Source organism: Microbulbifer thermotolerans, from assembly GCF_900112305.1.
GTDB classification, from domain to species: Bacteria; Pseudomonadota; Gammaproteobacteria; order Pseudomonadales; family Cellvibrionaceae; genus Microbulbifer; species Microbulbifer thermotolerans.
The window spans coordinates 144,511-164,517 of sequence record NZ_FOKT01000007.1 but is presented as its reverse complement, the minus strand read 5'-3'; the positions used below and the strand labels follow the sequence as shown (position 1 = coordinate 164,517).

Annotated in this window: 15 protein-coding genes and 1 other RNA gene; 15 read left to right on the top strand and 1 reads right to left on the bottom strand. The window is 55.6% G+C overall.

Going from position 1 to position 20,007, the window contains the following annotated elements; translation table 11 throughout:
* Positions 1-92: 92 nt before the first annotated feature.
* The 10 genes from BM155_RS12720 to BM155_RS12670 all read left to right on the top strand — a co-directional run bounded on the left by BM155_RS12720 (position 93) and on the right by BM155_RS12670 (position 13,174).
* Positions 93-1,511, top strand: coding sequence for a sodium-dependent transporter (locus BM155_RS12720; protein ID WP_067151582.1), 1,419 nt, complete (start codon positions 93-95; stop codon positions 1,509-1,511).
* A 6-nt stretch (positions 1,512-1,517) separates the two neighbouring features.
* Complete coding sequence (gene smpB / locus BM155_RS12715) at positions 1,518-1,997, top strand: SsrA-binding protein SmpB (RefSeq protein WP_067151579.1); 480 nt, start codon at positions 1,518-1,520, stop codon at positions 1,995-1,997.
* A 135-nt stretch (positions 1,998-2,132) separates the two neighbouring features.
* Entirely contained in the window at positions 2,133-3,479 is a 1,347-nt protein-coding gene (locus BM155_RS12710) for a sodium-dependent transporter (RefSeq protein WP_067151576.1), read from the top strand.
* 102 nt (positions 3,480-3,581) lie between these two features.
* Positions 3,582-3,935, top strand: a transfer-messenger RNA (tmRNA) gene (gene ssrA / locus BM155_RS12705).
* 206 nt (positions 3,936-4,141) lie between these two features.
* Positions 4,142-5,371, top strand: a complete 1,230-nt coding sequence (locus BM155_RS12700) for a tyrosine-type recombinase/integrase (RefSeq protein WP_074903522.1) — start codon at positions 4,142-4,144, stop codon at positions 5,369-5,371.
* Positions 5,372-5,621: 250 nt separating this feature from the next.
* Positions 5,622-5,852, top strand: a complete 231-nt coding sequence (locus BM155_RS12695; protein WP_074903520.1) for a helix-turn-helix transcriptional regulator — start codon at positions 5,622-5,624, stop codon at positions 5,850-5,852.
* A 364-nt stretch (positions 5,853-6,216) separates the two neighbouring features.
* On the top strand, positions 6,217-6,675 hold the full coding sequence (locus BM155_RS12685) for a hypothetical protein (protein ID WP_074903518.1): 459 nt from the start codon (positions 6,217-6,219) through the stop codon (positions 6,673-6,675).
* 2,559 nt (positions 6,676-9,234) lie between these two features.
* Positions 9,235-9,621 (top strand): hypothetical protein, encoded by a 387-nt coding sequence (locus BM155_RS12680; protein WP_074903516.1) that lies wholly within the window; start codon positions 9,235-9,237, stop codon positions 9,619-9,621.
* A 253-nt stretch (positions 9,622-9,874) separates the two neighbouring features.
* Complete coding sequence (locus BM155_RS12675) at positions 9,875-10,618, top strand: OmpW/AlkL family protein (protein ID WP_067151571.1); 744 nt, start codon at positions 9,875-9,877, stop codon at positions 10,616-10,618.
* Positions 10,619-10,720: 102 nt separating this feature from the next.
* Positions 10,721-13,174 (top strand): autotransporter family protein, encoded by a 2,454-nt coding sequence (locus BM155_RS12670; RefSeq protein ID WP_074903514.1) that lies wholly within the window; start codon positions 10,721-10,723, stop codon positions 13,172-13,174.
* 7 nt (positions 13,175-13,181) lie between these two features.
* Here BM155_RS12670 and BM155_RS12665 read toward each other — a convergent pair whose 3' ends face one another.
* Positions 13,182-14,279 (bottom strand): glycosyltransferase family 4 protein, encoded by a 1,098-nt coding sequence (locus BM155_RS12665; RefSeq protein ID WP_083421184.1) that lies wholly within the window; start codon positions 14,277-14,279, stop codon positions 13,182-13,184.
* 248 nt (positions 14,280-14,527) lie between these two features.
* Here BM155_RS12665 and wecB point away from each other — a divergent pair, with 248 nt between their 5' ends.
* The 5 genes from wecB (at position 14,528) to cydB (ending at position 19,808) form a co-directional block, all read left to right on the top strand.
* Positions 14,528-15,649, top strand: a complete 1,122-nt coding sequence (wecB, locus tag BM155_RS12660) for a non-hydrolyzing UDP-N-acetylglucosamine 2-epimerase (RefSeq protein WP_074903509.1) — start codon at positions 14,528-14,530, stop codon at positions 15,647-15,649.
* 67 nt (positions 15,650-15,716) lie between these two features.
* The gene (locus BM155_RS12655) at positions 15,717-16,634 is read left to right on the top strand and encodes a DUF1853 family protein (protein WP_074903507.1); all 918 of its coding nucleotides are present in this window, start codon (positions 15,717-15,719) and stop codon (positions 16,632-16,634) included.
* A 120-nt stretch (positions 16,635-16,754) separates the two neighbouring features.
* Entirely contained in the window at positions 16,755-17,321 is a 567-nt protein-coding gene (locus tag BM155_RS12650; protein WP_067151558.1) for a GbsR/MarR family transcriptional regulator, read from the top strand.
* A gap of 67 nt (positions 17,322-17,388) precedes the next feature.
* A complete protein-coding gene (locus BM155_RS12645; RefSeq protein ID WP_074903505.1) occupies positions 17,389-18,792 on the top strand; it encodes a cytochrome ubiquinol oxidase subunit I in 1,404 nt (467 codons plus the stop codon).
* Positions 18,793-18,803: 11 nt separating this feature from the next.
* Positions 18,804-19,808 carry a cytochrome d ubiquinol oxidase subunit II gene (gene cydB / locus BM155_RS12640; RefSeq protein WP_067157378.1) on the top strand — a complete coding sequence of 335 codons (1,005 nt, stop codon included), beginning with the start codon at positions 18,804-18,806 and terminating at the stop codon, positions 19,806-19,808.
* Positions 19,809-20,007 lie beyond the last annotated feature (199 nt).

Genomic DNA, 20,007 nt, shown 5'->3' with positions numbered 1-20,007 from the left:
GCTGGCGGCGTCTCGCACGGACTCGGCAAGCGCACCGCAAAGCGTTTTTCAGAGGCCCCAAGATCAGACAACAATAATATAGCGAGAATACTATGTCCGCAGTCAGAGAGCATTTTGGGTCGCGGCTTGGCTTTATCCTGGCCGCCGCGGGTTCCGCCGTGGGAATCGGCAATCTTGTGGCTTTTCCAGTAGCGGCTACCAAGAGCGGGGGCGGCGCCTTTTTGCTGGTATACGCACTCTTCGTTTTCTTTATCTGCTTGCCGGTAATGATGGCGGAGTTGGCACTGGGGCGCCGCGCCGACAAAGACCCGGTGGGCGCCTACCGGCAGCTCTCCGGCGGTTCCCGCCCCTGGACCATCCCCGGCTGGCTAGCCCTGTTCACTCCCTTTATGATCGCAGTCTTCTACTTGGTGGTAACCGTCTGGATACTGGGCTACCTTGTGGAAACCCTGCGCGGCAACCTGGACCAACTGGCCACAGAGACCCACTTCGGCCAGTTCATCAACTCCCCCGTCGTCTTCGTTTACTTGGTCGTTCTTATGCTGGGAATCAACGCTATTCTGGCCATGGGGGTCAAAGACGGCATTGAGCGGGCCTCCAAAACACTGATGCCGATGCTCTTCATTATGTTGCTGGGATTGGTGATTTTTGTGCTCACCCGCGAGAACGCGATGCTCGGCGTTAAGTATTATCTGATTCCGGACTTTGCCAAGATCGACAGTGCGGTTGTGAGTAAGGCTATGGCCCAGGCCTTTTTCTCTCTGTCTCTGGGCATGGGAATCATGATCACCTACGGCTCCTACATGAAGAGGGGAGACTCGATTCCCGGCTCCTCCCGCGCCGTCGCCATCACCGACACACTGGTAGCCTTCACCGCCGGCCTGCTGATACTGCCGAGCATTTTCCACTTTGATCCACAAATAGATCCAACCAAACTGAGCGACTCCTCCGCCGGCATGATCTTTCTGTTCCTGCCGAAAATCTTCTTCGCCCTGCAGGACAGTATCGGCTACTTCGGCGCCAGCGCCTTCGCCGCTGTCTTTTTCTTCCTGGTATTGGTAGCCGCAGTCACCTCTCTGATGTCAATCATCGAAGTCCCCATCGCCACCCTGTGCGATGAGCGCGGCATGGAGCGCAAGAAAGCCATCTACACCATCGCCGCAGTACAGGTTTTTCTCGCCGTCGGTTGTGCGGTATCCTTTGGCATGGTCAAATTCTTCACCCAGTTTGTGACCTTGGCCGGTGAAAGCAAGTCCTTCTTCGACCTGATTGAATTACTCTTTTACGACACCATACTGCCCCTCAACGGTCTGCTGGTATGCCTGTTCGTAATCTACAAATGGAAGAAAACCAACTTCGACAAGGAACTACAGGAAGGCGATAGCAGCTTCGCCGGCTCCATTTCACAGAAATACATCAACTTCTCCCTGGGCACCTTTATCCCCCTGATGCTGCTGTTGATCTTTATCAACACCGTGGCCCTGAAGTTTTTTGGACACAGTTTTATCTAGACACCTATGGCGAAAAAGAAAAAGGCCCAAACCTCCAGCACCATTGCACTGAACAAAAAAGCCCGGCACGACTACTTCATCGAAGAAAAGATTGAGGCCGGCCTGGAGCTACAGGGCTGGGAGGTAAAAAGCTGCCGCGAGGGCAAGGCCCAACTTACCGACAGCTACGTCATTTTTAAAAATGGCGAGGCCTGGCTGCTGGGCGCGCGCATACAGCCGCTGCCCAGTGCTTCCACCCATTACGTCACCGAACCGGATCGCACCCGGAGGCTGCTGCTCAACAAACGCGAACTGGCCAAGCTGATCGCCGCCACGGAACAAAAGGGCTACACCGTGGTGGCCACGGCCCTCTACTGGAAAAAGCATCTGATCAAATGCGAGATCGCTCTGGCCAAGGGCAAAGCCAAGCACGACAAGCGCGAAACAGAAAAGGCTCGCGACTGGAACCGGGAAAAACAACGCCTGATGCGCAGAGACAACCGCTGAGGTTGTCGAGCTTAACCCGTCAGGGACGGCGGAAATCCACAACGCACAGGGAGTACTTTTTGTTGGCACACTGCCCTTTAGCCCCCTTTCCTCCGGGAGAAGGGAAAACATAGAAGAATAACGAAGAGAACAACCATGAGTGCACCGCGAGGACAATTCAGCTCCAACATCGGCTTCCTGATGGCCGCAGCGGGCTCCGCCGTGGGCCTGGGCAATATCTGGGGCTTCCCCACCAAGGCCGCCGGCAACGGCGGCGCCGCTTTTGTGATTGTCTACCTGCTGCTGGCGTTTATACTCGCCTACCCGGCCCTGATGGCCGAGCTGACCATCGGTCGCCACGCGCGCCGCAATATGGTCCAGGCCCTGCGAGGCATATCCACCGGCCCCATCAGCCGCATCTTTGCCAACCTCGCTGGTTTCGGTGGCATTGTTGTCGCCTCACTAATTCTGAGCTTCTATGCCATTGTCGCCGGCTGGATGGTCGCCTACCTGGCCGACCCCTTCGCCAACTTTTTCGGCATGAGTGGAGCCACAGACTGGCTCACTGGCAACAGCACTGGGCGCAACCTGACCTTCACCGCCATTTTCAGCGGCATGACCATGCTGATCATCGCCGCTGGCGTGGAAAAAGGCATTGAGCGCTGGTCCACCCTGCTGATGCCCTCCCTGATCATCCTACTGTTGCTGCTGATCATCTACGTGCTCACCCAGCCCGGCGCCATGACCGGCCTGGAAGTTTATCTGATGCCCGACTTCAGCCACCTCTCCCCCAAACTGCTGATCGCCGCCATGGGGCAGGCTTTCTTCTCCCTCTCCCTCGGCGTGGGAACTATGCTAATTTACGGCTCCTACCTCAGCCAGCAGGAAAGCCTGCCGCGCCTGGGAGCCCTGGTGACTCTGATCGATGTGGGTATCGCCTTTACCGCCGGCCTATTGATACTGCCCGCCATGTACGTGGCCCAGGAAGCGGGCACCCAGATCTTCTCCGCCAGCGGCGAACTGATCGCCGGCCCCGACCTGATACTGCAGGTACTGCCGGCCCTGTTCGAAACCATGGGCACTGCGGGCCTGTTCGTGGCCATCGCCTTTTTCGCCCTGATGGTGATCGCCTCCCTCACCTCCTCCATCTCCATGCTGGAAGTCCCGGTGTCCTTCTCCATCGAAAACCTCGGCGTACGGCGCGAACTGGCAACCCCTCTGGTTGGGCTGGTCATATTCACCCTCAGCAGCCTGATCATCTTCAATTTCGACTCCCTGTTCGGACTCATCGTCAGCATCAGCACCGAGTACGGCCAACCGCTGCTGGGTGTGGCTCTGTGCGTCTTCGCCGGGTGGATCTGGCATCGCGACCAGCTGCTGGCGGAGCTCAAAAAAGGACACGAAAACATCGAGCACACCCTTTTCTGGAAAATCTGGCCCTGGTACGTACGCATCGTCTGCCCCCTGCTCATACTGGCGGCCTTCGTGCAATCGCTCTCCTAACTGCGGGAAAGGGGCGCCCCGACCACGAGTCCACAAACGCCCCCACCTGTCGCCCCGGAGCAAATTTTGATATACTCCGGCGACACAACTGTGTTTCCTATCGGGGATGACTTGGATTCGACGCCGGTAACGAAACCATGGGTGCATGCCGTGATGGCAGCCAATCACGTAAATCCAAAGCTGCAATTTAATAGTTGCCAACGACGACAACTACGCTCTGGCGGCTTAAGCCCGCCAGCAGTCTTCAGCAAGGTTCCAGTACCGCGCTGCTGACTGTCAGATAGAACTGGATCGCCGTGAAGTTTGTCTGGGATGGATCGGCTAAATCTTTACAGACTCGCTCATAACGTCCTGCCCGCCGGGCTGTTGTGAGTTAAATCAATAGACGGAACTAAGCATGTAGAGCCTCTGGCGGAGTGCTGACGGACGCGGGTTCGACTCCCGCCATCTCCACCAATACCCAATCCCAAACAAACCACGAAAGCCCCGGAAGCCTAGAGTTTTCGGGGCTTTTGCTTATCTGGCCCGTCCCGGTTAATCTAGCAAAACCCGTCCAAGACCACCCCCAAATGGACGGGTTATTGGACGGGTTAGCCCCTACGATACCGGCCAACCCGTCCACCCCGTCCACCCCGTCCACGCTACAGCTAGGAGGGCGAGCCATGCCGCTATCAGACACCAAAGTAAGAGCGCTCAAGCCCCGCGCCAAAAAGTACACCGAGGCCGACGAAAAGGGCCTGGCAATCGAAGTAACCCCGACCGGTACAAAGCGCTGGGTGTTCCGCTTCCGCCTCCACGGCAAGCGGCCAGAAATGGCCTTGGGTGTTTACCCAGATGTGAGCCTGAAGAGGGCGCGGGAGCTGCGCGATGAAGCGCGCCAGTATGTGGCCGAAGGCATAGACCCCCGCGACGTGAAGCGCGCCCGCAAGCAATCCGCGATGGAAGCCAACAAAAACAGCTTTGCCGCTGTCAGTGAAGAGTGGTTCGCGGCCAAAATGGCGCACCTGTCCGACTCATCCAAAGACCGCGCCCGCCGCGCACTGGATAAAGACCTGCTGCCCTACCTAGGTGACCGCCCAATTGCCGACATTACCGCCCCCGAGGTGCTCCGCTGTCTGCGCCGAATCGAAAGCAGGGGCGCACTGGAAACCGCCCACAGAGTAAAGCGGATTGCCAGCCAAGTGTTCCGCTTCGCAGTGGCGACCGGCAAAGCCGACCGCGACCCAACCGCTGACCTAAACGGCGCACTCACCCCCACCAAGAAAAAACACCTTGCCGCGATTACCAACCCCGCAGACGTGGGCAAGCTGCTAGTGAACATCGACAACTACCAAGGCACCCCCACAGTGCGCGCGGCCCTGAAGCTGGCCCCGCTGCTGTTTTGCCGCCCCGGCGAGCTGCGCGCCCTGGAGTGGGAAGAAATCAACTGGGAGGAACAGAGAATAGAGATACCCGCCGAAAAAATGAAAATGGGGGAACCCCACATTATCCCCTTAGCCCGCCAAGCGGTGGCCATTCTGCGCGACCTGGAGCCGCTGACCGGACGCTTCCGCTATGTTTTCCCATCCGAGAGAGGGGCCAGCCGCTGCATGTCTGAAAACGCTATCAGGGTAGCCCTGCGCAATATGGGTTACACCAACGAAGAAATGACCGGCCACGGCTTCCGCGCTATGGCCCGCACCCTTCTGGATGAAGTGCTCCATGAGCGAGTGGATTACATCGAGCACCAACTGGCGCACACCGTGAAAGACCCCCTAGGCCGCGCCTACAACCGCACCAAGCACTTACCCCAGCGCACAACCATGATGCAAAGATGGGCGGATTATCTGGACGCCCTGCGCGAGCAGGCAAAAGCGGAAAATGTGGTTACTGTGAAATTCGGTACCAATTAAAAAAACGACGCAATCAATTAACGGCAACGGGAAAAAATTAAGGGGCGAATATTTAAAAATTCCCGTTGTCGCCATAAAAAGTTAGCCAAAAGTTTAGCCGCCTTAACAAATAGCTTAGTCTCATAGACTAACTATCTTAGCCATAGCTTAAAAAAGCCTTTTTTTTACTGTTTAAACGCATTTTCTTATTTCTAATTCCTTGCACAACCTTCATAATTTAAATCTCTATTCACGCGAGGAAATCTAGCATATGCAAGAAACCGCTTCCCACCTCCCAACCATCAACCCTTCCGCACTTTACCGCGCCAAAGAATGCGCCCGTTTTTATTCCATTGGCCTATCCACCTGGTGGCATTGGTCCAAAATCGGCAAAGTAAAACGCGGGACAAAACTAGGCTCGAAAATTACCGTGTGGGAAGGCTCCTACCTGCTGGAACTGAAACGGGAATTGATGGACCAAGCACAAGGCGGGGAGGTGTAAGCATGGAGGGAATCAGAACCGCCCCGAAAGGCGGCTCCGAAAAGGGAGGAGCAGCCAATTATAACACCTTTGAACAGCTTCACCTTAGCCCCCGTCAATGGCGGGCGCTATCTGCCCTATTAAAGCGCCCCCACAGCCGCGAGGAGCTGGACAGGATAGCCGGAGCCAGCAACAGCCCCGAACTCATAAGGCAATTGCGACAACGCGGAATCAATATTCTGTGCAAACGGATTAAGCACATCGACAGGGACGGCCTTATAGGCTGGCATGGCGTTTACTGGATACCCGCAAGCGAGAAGCAACGCCTTAAGCGCGCTATAGCAGAACCGCCGCTATTTCAATCAGTGCGCAAACTGGGGGGGTAATGGCAAAGGGATACAAGCAGGGCAAACGGAGCCGAGGCGACGGCCAGTTCGCCGCCTTTCCGCATCACATGGTAAACCACCCCCACTTTGCCGCGCTCACACCAAGGGCGAAGGCGCTATTGTTCCCCCTAGTGGCACAGTACAACGGACGCAACAACGGCGACTTGTGCGCTTCATTCTCAACAATGCGCGCCCACGGCTGGACCAGCAATGACCAATTGCAAAAGGCACTCCGGGAACTGCTGGAAACTGGGTTCCTGATTTTGACCCGACAGGGGCGAAGGCCCAACGTCCCCAGCCTGTACGCGCTCAGCTGGCGGCCCATTGACGAATGCGGGGGCAAGCTGGAGGTATCAGCCACTGTCACCGCCCCAAACACCTGGAGGGAGCCAAAGGGCAATTTCGATTTTCTGATGGCCGCCACACGGCCTAAGCTAGGCCGCCACACGGCCCAATAGAGCGAATTTTTTCTTTCGCCTAGGCCGCCACACGGCCCTATATTTGCGTTTTTCGCATTTTCCCTAGGCCGCCACACGGACACCTATATACATATATACCAAGTGCCCGTAGGGCATTTTTCAGTAAACATTTACTGCGTGGTGCAAATTCGCATGAATTGCAAACCAATTAACCGGCCACATTGGCGCGCGGTGCGCGATTCGGGCAGTAGCAACCAGCCCACCGGACCGCCCCGCCTGCTGGGGGTGAAACCACCGGACAACTGCCGGACAACTCCCGGACAACTGCCAAACAATTTCCAGACAAGAGTTCCAGACAAGGAATTGCCGCAAACCAAGCAACCATGCGGCCTAGAGCCGTTTTTAAGTACGGGACAAAATAACCACGGTTATAAGGTAACAAGGGCACACGGTTATACGGTTACCCCTGTACCCCCTCAAGAACAAACCAATGACCAGTGGTTAGCCGATTACTTAGGGGTGCATTGAGCGCGCGGCGAGTTGACCAGTACCAAAAACGGACCAGACCCAAAAACGGACAAAACCAGTACCAAAAACGGTACTGGGGTAGTACCAAAAACGGACCACGAATCTAAAAGGAATCTAAAACGAATCTAAAAAATATATTTGGATTTGAGCGCGCGTCGAATTTTGCGCCCATTGATTACCCCAAGCCGCCAATTGCGGCCCGCGCGGGTCCTGTCTGGATGTTCGCCCCACGGGTCCGCAGCTGCGCACTCAACCGCTACTTGTGAGCGGTGTTGCCAATGGTTGTTGGTTGTCACTGGTGAAGCACAGCCAGAAAAGCCCCCTAGAAGGCCATACAAGGCCGAATAGCCCAAAGGCTACCCATCCCCATAGCCAACCATGAAAACGTGCTCAGAATGGCTTACAGGGCGATTCGGAGCAGGCACCCCAGGGGTGACACAGGAACACCCCAGGGGTGTCACAGTGTCCGCGGGTGGTGACAGAGAGTCACCATGTGGTGACACAGTGTCAACAGGTGGTGACAGAGAGTCACCAAGGTGGTGACACAGTGTCACCCAAACTATCCAAAGAACTATCCAAAGAACTATCTAATCCCCCCCTTACCCCCCAGGGCGGCAATGCAAGCGACCGCTGAAAGGCAATTCAGCACGCCAAAGTGGTGCCCCAACTGAAGGCCACCCAACCAGAAAAAACGATTCAGCCACCCCCAGCCCACCATGACCAACCAGAGAAAGCCCTTGAGAAGCACCACAAGGCCATTTTTAGCCCGAGTAGTAGGATGGATACCCCAAGGTGATAAACGCGCTCAGAATGGCTTACAGAGCCTCTCAGGGGTATTCATGTACCACAGCCGCCCCGCCGGATTGTTTAGCCCTAAAAAACGGCGCGCCCTGCTGGAGGCGAGCAACCACATCACGGGCTGCACTTTGGCGCGATTCGCGCGCGTTATCACTCTTACGGTTCATTGATGGTTCTTTTACGGTTCTATTACGGTTAGGGGGACACTGTGACCGCCCTCCCCGGTCAGAGTGACCGCCCTCCCCGGTCAGAGTGACCGCCCTCCCCGGTCAGAGTGACCGCCCTCCCCGGCATCTGGTGCCGGGGTTATCGTGTAGCTGTTAGAGCATCCAGCCCGGCTATCACTGGATAAATCGGCCAACTCAGGAGCGGCTAGAGAGGCAGGATGTGCGCGGCTCCGGCGAGGGCGAGTTTTCGCCCTCCTGTATTACTCTTACTGTATTACTCTTATATGTATTACTCTCTTCCGCATTTTCTAAATACCCCCTTTAATATTCTCACTAGGGGTAAGCGAATTTTCTAAACACCCTATTCGGGATTCCGAATACCCACGGGCACCACCTGGAAGCGGCTTTCTGGCCAGTATGCGCACGGGCGTACCCCATCCCTTGCACCTCATGCACCACATGGTGCACCTCATGCACCACTTCTGGCCAGCATGCGCACGGGTGCACCTGGAGACCATACAAAACCGGACACTGCGGTGACCGCTGGAGCTGCCGCAAGCGACCCACCAATAACCGGCCCGCCATGGGTAACCTTGCTCAACTGGACGGGTTTTTTGACGGGTTAAGAGAAAACACAGAAAAACAATCCCTTATAAATCAGTGGGTTACAAAAACTTTTCGACTCCCGCCATCTCCACCAAAAACTTAAGCCCCAGCCGGTTTCGGTTGGGGTTTTTCATTTTTCGGGCGGCGTATATTTACAGGCTCGCACAGGATCTAGAGCGCTTTGCGACGAGCGTCTCTGACATTCTCTTTTCGGGAACTTGTCATACCCATCCCGCCCTAAAAGCTCCACACACGTAGCCCCGCCGCCTTAACCTCGCCAGATTACCCCCTATCGCCTCTTCGAGCGCTATTCATCACCGGACTATCTCTGACCTTTCCCCTGGCCAGCAAAACAGATCGTTTACAAACCGTTATGACCTTTTGCTTATTTTTCTGATACCTTCCTCTATCCGTCTTGCTTTTTGTTTTGTTTCGCTTTTATTGCGTTGCATACCCCGCTTCAGATCTGCTTTTTTACGTTTTTTCATTCATTTTTTGATTGCCTGCCTCTAACTCGGCCAAGATCATTTGGATTATTCAAATTAATTTACCCTTTATCGCCCCCTCCTCCAGCTACGGTATTTATACAAAAATACGGCCGATAAATACGAAGTGGAACATACCCATCACCAACAAAACCGATCTGCAATGGAACGAAACCCAGCGCGGCAACCGCTTCGCATGCCGGCGCAAAGCGTTGGGGCGGGCTGCCGGCGTGGGAGCCAGTCTCTACGCGGTGCCGTCCAGGAAAGTGGCATTTCCCATCCACGGGCACTTTATTTTCATCCTCGTGGGTAACGGCGACGCGGCGGCACAGCGCACTCTGGCACGCTATTTTCCGGAACCGACGGCGGTTGGCTACTGGACGGATGAGAAGGCGCCATAACAATTCCGGTTAATTGGCGCCGAGGTGAACAAGCAACGCGGGAAAAATTCCAAGGTAGCCGGAAGAAGGCGAGCAGTCACAATAGACACAAAATCTGAGCACGCGTTTTCAGATTTCTCCTCCACCTCCGCAACCGCCTGCTACTTTTAAGTGTTACTCAACACGCACCGAGTAACCGCACAGACACGGCGGTACGCTAACTAGTAAACGGATAATTTGCTGCCCAACACAAGGATTTTGGAGGGAGATGTTCATGAAGTGGTTTCGATTTCTGGCCGCTGCTGGCGTTTTTTTACCGTCGCTTGCTATCGCACAGCCCGACTGGCGGGAAATGGATTGGGGAGATTTTATCGTCCGTCTGGGCGGCAGTTATATCCACCCGGATGACGGCTCCACATCACTGAAGTTTCGGGTATTACAGCACTGGGATCTCTATAACACTACCTGGGAAATCGATTCTTCCAGAACTTGGCAGCTTTCCGCCGTTTGGCGGCCAATGCCTTATTGGGGAATCGAGTTGATGCATATTGGCGGCGCCGATTACGATGCGGACCTGGATTATTTCACCGGCATTCCGGGCCGCGAGGTAATCGCGCTGGGAGACTTCAAAGCGTCTTCCAGCCTCGCCTTCGTCAACTGGTATATTCTCGACGGCACCTGCCTGGGCCGCCCCTATATCGGGGTGGGCATCAATTACACGGATTTCCACGACGTGAGCCTCAGTGGCGCGTTTAATCAATTTCTGATCGATTCCGGACTGGCCACCGGCAGGGGAGATTTCAATCTCGGCCACTCCTGGGACTGGGCGGCGCAGGCGGGAGTGGATTTCAGTTTCGACTGGGGTTTCCCCCTACTCGTCAACGCATCGGTGCAGCATTTTCACTCGGATACGGATGCCAGAGTTACCTTCCCCACGGAACTGGGCTACGACCGCCTCTACGCTCGCTTCGACTATGATCCATGGGTCTTCAACCTGAGTGTCGGCTACCGATTCTGACTGGGTGCCAGTGACAGGCAGCCATGGAATCACCGAATAAATAATGGTCCCCCGCGCCGCTGCCGCCACGGGGATAATGCCACGGAAAGCGCAGGAATCATTGTGGGCGTAATTGTCAAAAGCCACAGTCTTGCAGGACGAGGGTTTTCCTGGGGCTGCTTTGTTATTGCCGCAGCTGTCACTTTTTCCGGACGGGTATGGGCAGACTGTACCCCTGGCAATACCGGTACTCCCGCCGCCGATCATATTCTCTGCGACAAGGACAACGATGCGGAAGGCGCCGATGTGGAATCTTATGGCGGCGATGACACACTGGACCTAAATGGCGGCACCATAGGCTGGGTACGTGCGGGAGACGGCGACGACGTCATTACCATCGGCGGCGATACGGGCCTCAGCACGTCACCAGATCCCGAGGCGCTCTCCGAATCCGATGACTTGGGCGATGAAGGCGAGTCGAATGTGGATCAGGGAGGCTTCGAATTCAATCAAGTCCTTATCGAAAAAGGCATCGATGGCGGCGCGGGCAATGACACCATTGTGATGAATAACCGCCATGCCGACGTGGGGAGTTTTCTCGACGGCGGCGGTATCAATGGCGGCAGCGGCGATGACACCATCGAGCTGCTGGATGGTTTGGCATTTTACGTCTGGGGCGGCGAAGGGGACGACCACATCATTCTCGACGGCGGCTTTGTTTTCCATTACATCGACGCCGGCGAGGGCGACGATTTTATTTACTGGGATGAAGGTCTGGCCAATGAAGTGCGCGGCGGTCCGGGTTCCGACCGCTTGGTGATCGATTCATTTGCCTATGAAAGCGGCCCGATCCTGGACGGCGGTGACGATGTTTACCCGGACGACGGCGATATCGATACCCTGACTTTTATTCTCGATTATGAGCAGGATGCCAGTCTTTTGCGCAATTGGGAGCGCATCGTTATCTGGGGCAGCTCCAAGATGAAGTTCAGCGGCAGTCTCAACGTGGGCGGCGGCAAAGATACCGAAGGCAATGACCTGGGGCTGGATATTTTGTTTGGCGGATTGGTGCAATTTATTCCTCAGCATTTTGTGGCCACCGGAAATATCGCTAACGCGGGGACCCTGGACTTGGCCTACAACGGTCGTTTCGACACCCTGACACTGGCCATGGATGCCGATGGCAACTACGGCGATTACATCGGCAAAGACGGACGCCTGTGGCTGGATGTGCGCCTCAATGGTGATGGTGCACCCGCCGACCTTTTAAAAATCGAGGGAGATACCTCCGGGCGGACCTTTATCCGCGTCACCAACCGCGACGGCACCGGCGCCGCCACAAGCGGCGACGGTATCCAGCTGGTGCAGGTGGACGGCACTTCCGCCGCCGACGCCTTTGTACTGGATGGCGACTTTGTTACCAGGGACGGACGACAAGCGGCCATAGGCGGTGCCTATGCGTACACACTGCATCACAATGGTGTAGAAAACCCGGAAGACGGCCACTGGTATCTGCGCTCAGTGCTGAATCAGAACGGAGGTACAACCCCCCGCTGGCAGCCGGGCGCAGTTATGTACGAAAGCTACCCTCAGATACTCCGCTCGCTGAACCGGCCCGATTCGCTACGCAGCCGTCTGGGCAACCGCTTTTGGGTGGGCAGCAGCTACAAGGACGTATATAGCTGTGACTACGCCACCTCGGTGGAAAGGGCCATCGATGGTGGCGGCCCCTGGATTCGCACCCTAGCCCGGCGCGGAAATTTCGATCCAATGAAATCCACCACCCAGGCCCACTGGGAGCAGGACTACGTTTATGTACAGCTGGGCGTGGATGTGCCGTTCGGTTTCACCGTAATGGGCACTCAGCCCATCGGCAGCGCAGCCCTGCACTACGGGGATGCGGAAAACGATATCAAATCCTTTTTCGGCGATGGTGAGATCGATGTTAAACACTACGGCGCCAGCGGTTTTCTGACCTGGTATGGTATCCAAGGCGCCTACCTGGATGCGCAACTACTACTGAACTGGTTTGATTCCGATATCACCGCCTTCGATCTGCGCAGCCTGCAAAGGGGGACGGAGGCATTCGGTTACGCGCTTTCCATCGAAGGCGGGCGCAGCTTCAAGCTGCGCGACCTCTACGCCCTTACCCCGCAGGTGCAATTGAGTTATGCCAAAGAGGAAGCGGATGACTTGAACGATACTTACGGCGTAGTGGTCACCGATATCAACAACAACGGCCTGCGCGCGCGTATCGGTGCCACCTTTGAAAAAAGAGTCAGCCGCCGCGTTTCCGGCCGCAATATGTACGGTGACCTACCGCTGGAACGCATCAGTATTCAGGTCACCCCCAGTGTTATCTACAATTTCGGCAAAAAAACGCATGTCACGGTTTCCCGCACACGCCTGGGCCAACAGGAGGATGACTGGCTGGGCAAATTGAGCATAGGCGCCACCTACGACGAATGCGGGGACGGCTGCTCCGTGTATGGGGAAATCAATTTCTTCACCAGCCTGGACAACTTCGGCGACAGCGACGGTGCGGAGATGATGTTCGGGTTTCGCTACAAGTGGTAGCAGTTCCCTAGCGATAGTACGCCAGCGTCTGTTCCGCGATTTTATCCCAGGAAAATTCGCGCCTCGCTCTGTCTAGGGCCGCCTGCCCCATGGTATGTACCACTTCTTGGTTATCACAGCAGTACCGCATGGCCTGTGCCAGAGCATCAGGCGATGCCGGTTCCACCAGTAAACCGGTTTTTTCATGGTGCAGAATCACGGGAATTCCGCCCACACGGGTGCCAATCAAGGGCAGGCCACAGGCCATTGCCTCCAGGCCCGCGATACTGGTCGCCTCCATCAATGATGGCAGTACCGACACATTTCCGGCGGCAAACACTTCCGGCATTTTTTGATTGTCTACGCCCCCTAGCATATGCACGCGAGCACTGCAACCAGCATCCGCCACGATTTGCTCGAACTGTTCTCGATCTTCACCGTCTCCCGCCACTATCACGTGGAAATTGTCCCGCTGTACCCGACCAATCGCTTTAGCGAAATGCAAAACTCCATTTTTTTCCACTAGGCGCCGAGCAAGTACAAAAACCATCGCTGAGGTTGGAATACCCAGCGTTTTACGCAGTGCACTATCGGTCGGGTAAAAGCGCCCGGTATCCACGCCATTGGAGATAAATACTGTTTCCCCTCCATAACCGGTGGTACGTGTCGCTTCAACCAGCTCCTCACTCGGGGCCAACACGACTGATGCAAGCTCCAGTTCACGCCGCATCTTATCCAGGACTTTCTGCCCTTTCTTGACGCGCTTCAAGAAAGATGACGTATGGTTGGTAAAAACGACCGGTACGCCTGCCCGCGCGGCCGCTTTCAGTGGTCGCATGCCGTGCACATGGGCCACTTCAAAACCGTTTTCCCGCACTTGCTTTTTCAAAAACCGGGACAACTTCCAGTCGTACACCAGATGGCTGTTGGGCAGCTTGAGCCTGTGTACCTCTATTCCATCCATGATCTCAAATTTGCTCAAACTTTTTTCGGCACGACGTGCCACTACCGCCACCCGATGCCCGGCACGTACCAATGCCTTGGCAAGTTCATACACATGGGTTTGAACCCCGCCAATACTGGGGGGAAACTCATTGGAAAGCATCAGGATTTTCATAGAAGACATTTAGACTGGTCAGTAACGGCGGCGGATTGTAGCACACGCCTACAACAGGCCAGTGTCTCCGCCCATTGGCTACATTACCATGACACTGGAAGCCGGTCTCGCCCGGTCAACCTTAAAATGTCCTTTGCCGCCGCCCTCAAAGTGATTGATATCTATCCGCGCAACCGGATAATTCGCGGCTTCGATCATCAAGCGGTATCTGAGCACTCAACCAATCTGCCATCTAAAAAGACAGAGCTAAACGGATTATGAAGGTATTAACAGTATTCGGGACACGCCCGGAGGCTATAAAAATGGCACCCCTAGCACTAAAGCTGGGGCGTGATGAGCGTTTTGATGCAAAGATCTGCGTAACAGCACAGCACCGGGAAATGCTGGATCAAGTCTTGCAGTTGTTTGAGCTCGTCCCCGACTACGACCTGGATCTGATGAAGCCGGGACAAGATTTAACCGACATTACCTCGGGAATACTTCAGGGCATGCGAGGGGTACTTGCAGAAACAAAGCCCGATATCGTCTTGGTTCACGGCGATACCGCGACAACATTCGCCACAACCCTCGCCGCTTACTACCAGCAGATACCCGTGGGACATGTGGAGGCAGGGCTTCGCACAGGCAATCTCTACTCCCCCTGGCCGGAGGAAGCCAACCGGAAATTAACCGCCACGCTTTCCGCGAAACATTTTGCGCCAACGGAAACTTCCAGAAAGAATCTGATCGCCGAAGGCATAGATCCGTCGAGCATATTTGTAACCGGAAACACTGTCATTGATGCACTGCTCGAAGTAGTTAAAAAGCTGGATACGGATAAAACCCTCACCACCGAACAGGAAAAACGGTTCTCATTCCTAGACAAAGAAAAGAAACTTATCCTGGTTACCGGCCACCGGAGGGAAAGTTTTGGTGCAGGGTTCGAGCGTATATGTCAGGCCCTGGCACAGGCAGCCCGAAGACACCCGGATACTCAAATCGTCTACCCAGTACACTTGAATCCAAATGTCCGCGAACCCGTCAATCGACTGCTATCGAATATCGACAATATTCATTTGATAGAACCGCTCGATTACCTTCCCTTTGTCTATCTTATGAATCGGGCCAGTATTATCCTTACCGATTCCGGCGGCATTCAGGAAGAAGCGCCCTCTATTGGTAAACCGGTCTTGGTTATGCGCGACACCACGGAGAGGCCGGAAGCCGTCGCGGCGGGCACCGTCAAACTGGTGGGTACCGACACCGAGGTGATTACCCGGGAGCTCAATATCCTGCTGACAGATTCCGACGCTTACCGAACAATGAGCTTTGCCCACAATCCCTATGGGGATGGAACCGCGTGTGACCGTATCTTGCGTGCTCTGATCGGGGGCGGCTGACACTTGCCAGCAGACTATTGAGAAAACAGGATTTACACACCAACTGCGCGACTGACAGCCGCAGCCAATGAGCACACCCTCTATCACCCCCAACCACTGGACCAACCTCCACTGGGCGCTGGAGACGGATTCCATCGCCCGCTGCGCAGACCTTCCGTGGCTGCCGCGCCAGCGCCGGGAGGCGCTTTCGGCTTATTTCTCCCTCACCGAGACACGCACGCGCCTAGCACCACTGTTGGACGCAGCGCTGGCGCAGAGCGATGCACAGGGTAGAGGGATGCGGCTGGGCGATTATTTTGAAGACCTGTGGGCGTTCGCCTTTACCCATCACCCCGATTACCGGCTGCGATGCCGCAACCTACCCTTGCGCACCGCGGACCGCACCCTGGGCGAGCTGGACTTCGTAGTACAACACTTGCCCAGCGGCACCACCGAGCACTGGGAAATCGCAGTCAAATTCTATCTGCAAGTGGCGGACGAATACTGGGTCGGCCCCGGATTGCGGGATCGTCTGGACATCAAGCTGGCGCGCATGCGCGACCACCAGTTGCCATTGATACACCAGCCTCAAGCGCGGCAACTGTTGCGGCAACAGAAGATTCATATCGACCGCCAGTGGGCACTGATGCCGGGGCGACTGTTCCGTCCACTCGACGCGCGAAGAGCGCCTCAGCACGGAGAGCTGACTTTGGGCGGCAGTCCCTGTTGGTGGGCGGAGCTCGACGAGTTTCAACACCACTTTTGCCGACACTCCCTGCGCTGGGTTCAGCTTCCCAAGCGCGCCTGGTTGGCACCACTGCCCCCGGGTCTCACACCGGGCGACACCAGTGAGGCACTGGCGCAGAGGCTTTGCGATACCAGCCCGCCTGCACCGCTTTGCGTCGCCGGGATAAGTGCTGCGGGGGAAACCGAACGCGGCTTTATTGTTCCGCATGGTTGGTTTGGAGCGGCATTACAGCAAGTGGACCAAGGAACCACTGATTAATAAGACGGGCTCCAGTATCTCTACCCCTTCTGGATCGTTTCCTACCCAAACAGGATTAATGATTGACAGAAATCGAATAAGGTTTAGAATTTTCAAAAATTTCTGAAAATACAGAACACTATGAAGTTATCCAGTCAGGCCCAGGCATTCATATTGCATTTTGGCGAAATGGGCAGCCGTTGGGGCTTTAATCGCACTGTCGGGCAGATGTTTGCCTTACTGACCATTCAGTCAGAACCCATGAATGCGGACCAGCTGGCACAGGCGCTAAAGATCAGCCGCGGCAATGTCAGCATGGGCCTAAAGGAGTTGCAGTCCTGGCGATTGGTGGAACTGCGACACCTGCCGGGAGACCGCAAGGATTACTTTACTGCCGCCGGCTCCATCTGGGATCTGGCGCGCACCGTGTTTGAGGAACGGCGCAAGCGGGAACTGGACCCGACACTGAGCCTGTTGCGCGAGTTGCTGTTGAACGCGCCGGAGGACAAACAGGAGGCCGAAGAGCAGAAAAAAATCCAGGAGGTTTACAACTTGCTGGAACTGCTGGACCGCTTCGCCAATACCCTGAGCAGACTGGAGCAGAAGGACCTGATCAAGCTGATGAAACTGGGTTCCGGTATCAGCAAGCTGCTCGAATTAAAAAATAAAGCCACCGGGGTACAAGGAGGCAAATCTACAGCGAAATGAGCCGGTGCGGTGCTCAGCACCGCAAATCCAGGTTGGATAGTAACTACTGTTATATGCAGAGGTTCTCATGTTAGACACCCTGATGCTGTCGAGGATACAGTTCGCAGCCAACGTCAGTTTTCACATTCTCTTTCCCACCCTCACCATCGCGCTCGGATGGTTCCTTTTGTTCTTCAAAGTGCGCTACGACAAAACCGGCAATCCGGTCTGGATGCGCGCCTACCGTTTCTGGGTCAAGGTGTTCGCACTGACCTTCGCCATGGGCGTGGTCAGCGGTATTACCATGTCTTTCCAGTTCGGCACCAACTGGCCTGGATTTATGGAAAAAGTAGGCAATATCGCCGGCCCACTGCTGGGCTACGAGGTATTGACCGCGTTTTTCCTGGAAGCGACCTTCCTGGGCATCATGTTGTTCGGCAGCAAGCGTGTACCCAGTAAAGTGCACACCTTCTCCGCCCTGATGGTAGCCTTGGGCACCACCTTCTCCGCTTTTTGGATTCTCTCTCTGAACTCCTGGATGCAGACACCGGCGGGCTATGAAATTCGGGATGGCGTCGTTCACGCCACCGACTGGATGAAAGTGATCTTCAATCCCTCCTTCCCCTACCGCATGATCCATATGCTGTTGGCCTCCGGATTAACCGCGGCCTTTTTTGTCGCCGGCCTGTCCGCCTACCGCATTCTTAAAGGCGACCCAAAGCAGGCACCGCGGCTGGCACTCAAAACCGGCTTGGTATTGGCGGCAATACTGGCCCCACTGCAAGTTTTTGTCGGCGACCTGCACGGCCTCAATACCTTCGAACACCAGCCACAGAAAGTCGCCGCCATGGAGGGAATTTGGGAAACGGAACAAGGCGCGGCACTGAGGCTTTTCGCAATCCCCGATGAACAGGCCCGCACCAATCATCTGGAAATCACCATACCCAAATTGGCGAGCCTGATACTCACCCACCACGCGGACGGTGAAGTCCCCGGCCTGAATGAATTCGGAGACGATCACCCACCGGTGAAGCCGCTCTTCTACGGCTTCCGCATTATGGTTGGCCTCGGCGTACTGATGCTGCTGGTGGCCTGGATTGGGTGTTACAACCTGTACCGGCGCGATCAACTGCCCGGCTGGCTACTGAAAACCACAGTGGCCATGACAGCCTCCGGCTGGCTGGCGACACTGGCTGGCTGGTATGTGACCGAAGTGGGCCGCCAACCGTGGCTGGTAACCGGGATACTCACAACCGCTGAAGCGGCGACACCGGTGGCACCGGCTAATGTCGGACTCTCCCTGACGCTCTACCTGGTGGTCTACGTCATTCTCCTCTGGGCTTATTTCCACACTCTGCGAGTCATGGCACTGAAATCTGTGAAAGTGGAGGAATTCGAGACTAAGGAACCCAACCCCGAAGGCAGTCTGACCAACCTATCCGACTCTAAACAGCAACCGACCCTAGAGTCCGCGCACGGAGGTAAAGCATGAGCACAAGTGCAATGACAGCAGCAGATTGGCTGCCAGTGGTTTTTATCGGCCTAATGGGCCTTGCGGTACTGGTCTATGCAATCCTCGATGGCTACGACCTGGGCGTCGGCATATTGCTGCCGATGCGCGCCCAGGACGAGCCGCAGCGGGACACCATGATTGCCTCTATTGGCCCCTTCTGGGACGCCAACGAAACCTGGCTGGTCCTGGGAGTCGGCCTGCTGTTGATCGCCTTCCCCACAGCCCACAGTTTGGTGCTCACCAACCTCTATATCCCCACGGCGATTATGTTGATCGGCCTGATTCTGCGCGGTGTATCCTTCGATTTTCGCGCCAAGGCCGCGGTGGACCACAAACTGGCCTGGGACAGGACATTTAAAGGTGGCTCCCTGCTTGTCAGCCTGACCCAGGGCTATATGCTGGGCCAGTATGTGATGGGATTTGACAGTAGCTGGCCGGCACAACTCTTCTCCATCCTGAGCGCCTTCGGCGTTACTGCGGCCTATGCCTATATCGGTGGCGCCTGGTTGATTATGAAAACCGAGGGTGAGTTGCAGGAACGCGCCATCCGCTGGACGCGCCGCGCCGGCCGGGCAGCCTTCGTCGGTGTCGTGGCGGTATCCGCAGTCAACCCGATGGTGAACCCGGGTGTTTTTGACCGCTGGTTTGACTTCCCGCTGGTGATGTTCGTACTGCTGGTACCAATCATCTGCTTCTTTGCCTTCATCGCCAACGAAATCCTATTGCGACGCCTGCCAAAAGTGGACGACCGCCACTGCTGGTTACCCTTTATCAACGTGCTACTGGTCTTCCTGATGTGCTTCACCGGATTGGCTTTCAGCTTCTACCCGGAAATCGTGCCGGGCGAGCTGAATATCTGGCAGGCAGCAGCCGCCCCCGAGTCTCTGATGTTCGTTCTGGTCGGCGCGCTGATTGTGGTACCGGTGATCTTGATCTATACGATCTTTTCTTACCGGGTATTCCATGGCAAGGCCACGGATTTGCAATACCACTAAAGAGAAGCGCTGAGAGTGGTTTACGGCGCCGGACAAAGTCCGGCGCCTTTTTTTTCGATACTTTATTCGCAGGAAAAATATAACCAAATAATTTTTATGATTTAGTTCAAAAAACTTTGATTAGGGCGGAACTAAGCCACAAATCGGAAAAGTTGTACTTGCCCGTTATTGGTACGCAGTAAATAATTGGCGTCATCAA